The sequence below is a fragment of the uncultured Abyssibacter sp. genome, assembly GCF_964000955.1.
GTDB lineage: Bacteria > Pseudomonadota > Gammaproteobacteria > Nevskiales > OUC007 > Abyssibacter.
In genome coordinates, this window is record NZ_CAXFCL010000275.1 from 1 (window position 1) to 6340 (window position 6340).

5 protein-coding genes are annotated in these 6340 nt (G+C 66.6%); 3 read left to right on the forward strand and 2 right to left on the reverse strand.

The genetic code is table 11. The features are described 5' to 3' along the window. Positions 1–2139 (reverse strand): hypothetical protein (locus ABNS06_RS13280; protein ID WP_348675075.1); only part of this gene is annotated, 2139 nt, incomplete at its 3' end. Between the two features lie 271 nt (positions 2140–2410). On the opposite strand from ABNS06_RS13280, the gene ABNS06_RS13285 reads away from it, so the two are divergent. Genes ABNS06_RS13285 through ABNS06_RS13295 form a run of 3 tightly spaced genes read left to right on the forward strand, consistent with a single transcriptional unit; the run spans position 2411 to position 6055 of the window. Then, positions 2411–3631: an SUMF1/EgtB/PvdO family nonheme iron enzyme gene (locus ABNS06_RS13285; RefSeq protein WP_348675076.1), complete on the forward strand. Its 1221-nt coding sequence runs from the start codon at positions 2411–2413 to the stop codon at positions 3629–3631. A 30-nt stretch (positions 3632–3661) separates the two neighbouring features. Next, positions 3662–4567: a carboxylating nicotinate-nucleotide diphosphorylase gene (nadC, locus tag ABNS06_RS13290; protein WP_348675077.1), complete on the forward strand. Its 906-nt coding sequence runs from the start codon at positions 3662–3664 to the stop codon at positions 4565–4567. Positions 4568–4624: 57 nt separating this feature from the next. Then, positions 4625–6055, forward strand: coding sequence for an alanine/glycine:cation symporter family protein (locus ABNS06_RS13295; RefSeq protein WP_348675078.1), 1431 nt, complete (start codon positions 4625–4627; stop codon positions 6053–6055). A 15-nt stretch (positions 6056–6070) separates the two neighbouring features. Here ABNS06_RS13295 and ABNS06_RS13300 read toward each other — a convergent pair. Next, on the reverse strand, positions 6071–6340 hold a 270-nt coding region (locus ABNS06_RS13300), incomplete at its 5' end, for a PLP-dependent transferase (protein WP_348675079.1).

Here is a 6340-nt window from a genome sequence, read left to right on the forward strand (position 1 = left end):
GATCGGATTGGAGCTGTACTGCTTGTACACGCCGCCGTCGTTGCCGACGATCAGCCACACGCCGCCACGTTCGTCATCCGGAATGAAGATGCCGTCATGCTGGTCGGGGTGGGTGGTCGTGCCGTTGATCAGGCCATCGTAGGTCGGGCAGATCGGCACTGCCGGCCCGATCTGTCCGATCAGGTAGAGGCAGGTTTCCCCGGCGAAATAGGTCCCGAACACCTCCCAGTCCAACACCGGCAGCTGCTCGACCAGACCCACCACGGGCAGCAGCCCCAGGCTCAGTTCCTCCAGCGCGGCCTCCAGACCCAGCTCGGCGGCCAGGTCGTCGATCACCTGGTCGATGATCGGCACCGGCGGCAGGCCGGACAAGGTGTTCTTCCAGACCTCCTCCATGCCGAAGACCACCCGCGTCGGCGCATGCAGCGCGACATCCTGCAAGGTGGGATCAGGCTGCACCCACAGGTCGTACCACGCCTGAACACCGGGCCCGATGCCCAGCGGCACCACGACAGCCAGCGTCGAACCCGACGCCTGGGTGGTGTAGGTCAGGTTGATGTCGTCGGCCAGACGCGTCCACGTCTCGCCAAAGTCCGGGGAGACGTAAAGGCCGTTGATGGTCGTCGGATTCAGCGAGCCCAGGAGGATTTCGCAGAGGTCGCGATAGACATCATCGACGTTCTCCGGAATCAGCGACCCGCAATCCAGGGGAATCGCCAGCCCTTCCTCGGTGGGCAGGTCCAGCAGCGGGAAGCCACCGTTGAGCAGAACCGCGTCCTGCACGATGGCGTAGACGTAGTTGTGATCCTGCTCCGGGCCGATCGCAGCGCCGAGTTCGATACGCCCGATCCGTGACTGCGGGGCGAACCCGAGCGGGAGTATCCCGCCGGTCACGGCATCCAGCGGTGCCGGACTGTCGATACGGACGAAGGTGCCCGGCTCACCCGTTGGCGACCGGTAAAGCCCGTTGCCGGGCGCGTGCGAGGTTCCGTCGGCGTAGGTCGCGCCGTTCCCGCCGCGATACCCCACCGCGGCCAGCACCGAGCAACCCGCCGCCTCGCAGACCACGCCGGGGCCCAGCACGGTATCCAGCCCCAGGGCGGACGTGCCGCCGGGTGCCTGGACGACGACGTCGGTGACCACGTTGGCCAGCTGACAGGGGCCGTCATACTCGACCACGCCGGCACAATCCTCGGACACCGGCAGATTGACGTTAACGTAGCTCTCGCCGCCATCGGTGGAGCGGAACAAGCCCTTGTGAGTCGCGGCGTAGACGATATTCGGATGTGCCTTGTCCACGGCCAGCGTCGATGCGCCGACGGCATCGGGCGCGCCCTCCGCCTGATGCCAGGTCTCGCCGAGATCGTCGGACCAGAACGCACCCAGGCCGACGTAGGTATTGCCGCCCTGCACGTGCTCGCCGGTGAGAATCAGCAGCCGACCGCCCTGCCAGTTGGTCCAGGCCACGGCGGAGGCCACTGTCGTCGGCATGTTCTTGCCGATATCGATCCAGTGATCAGCCAAGGTGCCGACATCGCCGTCCACCGCCTCACTCATCCACACGCCACCGGTGCCCACCGCCGCGAACAATCGCTTGCCGGCTTCGTCATAGGCGAAGTCGTCGACCCGGCCGGCCACGGAGGGAATGCCGTCACGAGACCCGTCGACATATTCGTCCAGCGCGATCTGCGGACCGGAGCCGTAGTTCTCCCAGACGCCATCGGCGTTCGCGACCTTGGCCTGCAAGGACACCATCGCCTGCTTCTGCTCGAAGGCGGCCCGACCGGCACCGGGCGGAACATGGCTCAACGGAGCGGCGGCGGCCTGCTGGGCAACACTGCCCCAGCGGTCGATGTCGGTCAGCGTCTCGGGCAGGCGGCCATAGGCGCAGACCTGCTCGCCGAAGATCTCGTGAATCTTGGCAACATGTTCGTCGCTGAGCCGGCCGTTGAACTCGCGCGCGTAAGCGACCGGATCCTGCAGCCGGTAGCCGGGCGGACAGTCGCCGGAGGCGACCAGACTGGTTCCCGATTGCCATGGCGCCTGCCAGATCAGCACAGCCACCGCGGCACTCAGCACCAGACCGGCTGCCAGCACATCCCATCGCGCCAGCCGGCGCGTTGCATTCTTGTCGCTCATTGAGCCCCCATCGTCTTCGACACACAATCGTCCGGGGCGGCGGTTCCATGTCGCACGGAACCCGATGCCGCCTCGCCGGACCAAGGTGGTGAGCTTCCGAGCAAACCATGTGCCGTGGCGACCCCTTTTTGTGGCCTCAAAATGACAATGTCCTCATGATGCCAGTGATTTTTGGTTTCGATTTCCCGCGAATGGATTTGTTTCCCGAAAACAGGGCTGTCTTCGACGAAGATGGCCGCATGTTGGCCGCGATATCGACCCACAACCATCCGTGACCCTGACCGCCGAAACGCGTCCGGCCGTCGAGCTGACCCGGCTCCGGACCCTGCGCACCCGGGTCCGGAACGTGCTCAAGATGTTTCCCGAAGAGGCCGTCAACCGGCAGGTGCATCCAATGCTCAGTCCGGCTGCCTGGCACGTCGGACACACGCATTTCGTCGAGTCTCTGTGGCTGCGTGAACGGGTGCTGGGCGATGGCGCGGACCTGGCGGACCATGCCTCGCTTTATCTGCCGGAGCGCTGCCCGAAAACCGAACGCGGCACCCGGCTGCCCTCCATCGACAGGCTGCTCACCTGGTGCGACGACATGAGCGCCGCCGCGGACTCGGCCTGGGAGCTGGCCTACGCTCGCCGTCAACGTCACGGCATGATCGGCGATCACTACCTGCTGGGATTCCTGATCCAGCACTACGCCCAGCACCTGGAGACCCTGCGCATGGCGCAGCAGGCCTGGGCGATCGCCGAGCCCACGCCGGATGCGAGCGGACATCCGCTGCGATCACGGGCAGCTGATTTCACCTGGCTGTCCACGCCCGAACAATCACTGGAGCCGGGACACGCTCCCGGCTGCGCCGCGCCCTACGACAACGAACTCGGCGCCCATCGCGTCAGGCTGCCCGCCTTCCAGATCGCGACCCGGCCCGTCAGCAATGGCCAGTGGCTGGCGTTCATGGAGTCGGGTGGCTACGAACGCGCCGAATGGTGGACGGCGTCCGGCTGGTCATGGCGACAGTCGCTGCAAACCCCGTGGCCGATGCACTGGCGGGGCGACCGGGGAGACTGGCTCGCCGTGCAACCGGACGGCAGCGCCGCGCCACCGAAGCAGGATGCCCCGGTCTACGGGATCAGCCAGCACGAGGCGCTGGCCTTCGCCACCTGGGCTGGCGCCCGGCTGCCGCATGAACTGGAGTGGCTGGCCGCCCGTCCGCAACTGGACCAGGTGAGCGAGGTCTGGGAGTGGTGCGAAAACGCGCTGTACCCCTTCCCGGGTTTTCGTCCGTTCCCCTATCCGGAGTACACCCTTCCCTGGTGTGACGGGCGGCACGCCGTGCTCAAGGGTGGCTCACGCTGGACCGAGCCGGACATCCGCCGCGACAGCTTTCGCAACTTCTACACCCCGGACATGCGCCACATCTTCGCCGGCCTGCGTCTGGCGCGATCGGAGACCGATCTGCCGGCGAATTGCGCCGATCGGCGCACATCGACAGAATAGCGCGCCTGTCTTGGGGGACTGATCTTTCACATGTATAACCCGCTGGACCCACCGTCCACCGACTTCAACCGCGAGCATCCGCCCGCGTCCGACATCGAACCCATGGTCAAGGCCGCGCTGGCCGAGGATGTTGGCGATGGCGACCGCACCGCCGCGTTGATCGACGAGTCCACCGGCGCCACCGCGACAGTGGTCAGCCGCGAATCCGCCGTGCTCTGCGGCACGGCCTGGTTCACCGCGGTGTTCACCGAATTCGATCCGGCCGTGAAGCTGACCTGGCTGGCGAAGGATGGCGACTATGTCCGCCCGGACCAGGAACTCGTCCGGCTCGAAGGGCCGGCGCGATCGATTCTCACCGGCGAGCGCACGGCGCTGAATTTCCTGCAGTTGCTGTCGGGTACGGCAACGCAGACCCGTCGCTTCGTCGACCGCGTCAAGGGCACCAAGGCGAAGATCGTCGACACCCGCAAGACCCTGCCCGGGCTGCGCACGGCGCAGAAGTACGCGGTGCGCTGCGGCGGCGGCATCAACCATCGCTTCGGCCTCTACGACGCCGTCATGGTCAAGGAAAACCACGTGGCCACGGCGGGCGGACTCGGGGCGGCCATCCATCAGGCGAGGATGACCTACGCCAAGGTGCCGGTGATCGCCGAGGCCGAGACCATCGGCGACGTCGAGGAAGCACTCAAGTGCATGGCCCCGCCCGACATCCTGCTGCTCGACGACTTCGAAACCCACCTGCTCGCCCGCGCGGTGAACATGGTTGCCCAGCACAGCCGGCATGCGCACAACAAGGTGCTCGTGGAGGCCTCCGGCGGCATCGACCAGAGCAACGTGCGTGACGTGGCCGACACCGGCGTCGATCGCATCTCCATCGGCGGGCTGACCAAGAACGTGACGGCCGTGGACTTGTCCATGCGCTTCGGCGGCGTCTGACCTGCAACGATTCTTGCTTGCCGACCCGGCGCCCCATCCAAAAACCGGACAACCCCCATGGAAGCCGTCGTCGGCGTACTCAATGATCTGATCTGGAGCCGCGCGCTCATCGCCCTTTGCCTGGGCGCGGGCCTGTACTTCTCGATCCGCACGCGGTTCATGCAGATACGCGGCTTCGGCGAGATGATCCGCCTGCTGCTGGACGGCAAGGAATCGAAGGCCGGTGTGTCGCCGTTCCAGGCGCTGGCGATGTCGCTGTCCGGCCGTGTCGGCACCGGCAATATCGCGGGGGTGGCCACCGCCATCACCTTTGGCGGGCCCGGCGCGGTGTTCTGGATGTGGGTCGTGGCGTTCCTCGGCGCGTCCACCGCCTATGTGGAATCCACGCTGGCGCAGATCTACAAGGAAAAGGACGATCAGGGCACCTACCGCGGCGGCCCGGCGTACTACATCGAAAAGGCCATGGGCCAGCGCTGGTACGCGTGGATCTTCGCGGTGGCGACGGTCATCGCGACCGGGCTGCTGCTCCCCGGCGTCCAGGCCAACAGCATCGCCATCGGCATGACCGAGGCCTGGGGCGTGCCGCCCACGGTGACGGCGGCGATCATCGTCATCGGGCTGGGCATGATCATCTTCGGCGGCGTGCATCGCATCGCGCACTTCACCCAGCTCGTCGTCCCGTTCATGGCGCTGGCCTACATGCTGGTCGCGCTGGTCATCCTGTTCCTGAATATCGACAAGCTGCCCGGCGTGGTCAGCCTGATTCTGGGCTCGGCGTTCGGAACCGAGGCCGCGTTCGGCGCGGTGCTGGGTCTGGCCGTGGAATGGGGCGTGAAGCGAGGCATCTATTCCAACGAGGCCGGTCAGGGCACCGGCCCGCACCCGGCGGCGGCCGCCGAGGTGTCACACCCCGCCAAACAGGGCTACGTGCAGGCGTTTTCGGTGTACGTGGATACGCTGTTCGTCTGCTCGGCGACCGCGTTCATGATCCTGTCCACCGGGCTTTACAACGTCATGGACGCGACCGGCACGGCCATCGTGGAGACGCTGCCGGGCGTTGCCGCCGGCCCCGGCTACGCGCAGGCGGCGGTGGAGTCGGTGCTGCCCGGTTGGGGCGCGGGCTTCGTCGCCGTGGCGCTGCTGTTCTTCGCGTTCACGACCATCGTCGCCTATTACTACATGGCGGAAACCAACATCGCCTACATCAACCGGCACGTGCACCGCGCGTGGATGGTGCTGGTGCTGCGCATCGCGATCCTCGCCGCCGTGACCTACGGCACGGTCCGCAGCGCCGGACTGGCCTGGGCGCTGGGCGACATCGGCGTGGGCCTGATGGCCTGGCTGAACATCGTCGCCATCCTGATCGTTCAGCGCCCCGCGCTGAAGGCGCTGAAGGATTACGAAGCGCAGAAGAAGGCCGGCAAGGACCCGGTGTTCGACCCCGACGCCCTGGAGATCAAGGGCGCCGACTTCTGGCGCAAGTCCTAGGGAAGCACTGATTCCCTAACTCCCAAACTCGCGCAGCCGTGTGAACGCGGCATCCAGGTCGGCGATCAGATCCTCGACCGCCTCCAGGCCGATGTGCAGGCGGATCAGGCTCCCCGGCCGGTCCCAGGTCGTTGCCGAGCGCAGCGGCCGGGGGTCGGTCGGCAGGATCAGGCTCTCGTAGCCGCCCCAGCTGTAACCCAGCGCGAACAACTCCATATCGTCGACCAGGCGGGCGAGCTGTTCCTCGCGCAGCGGCGGCAACAGCATCGCCAGCAGACCGCAGCC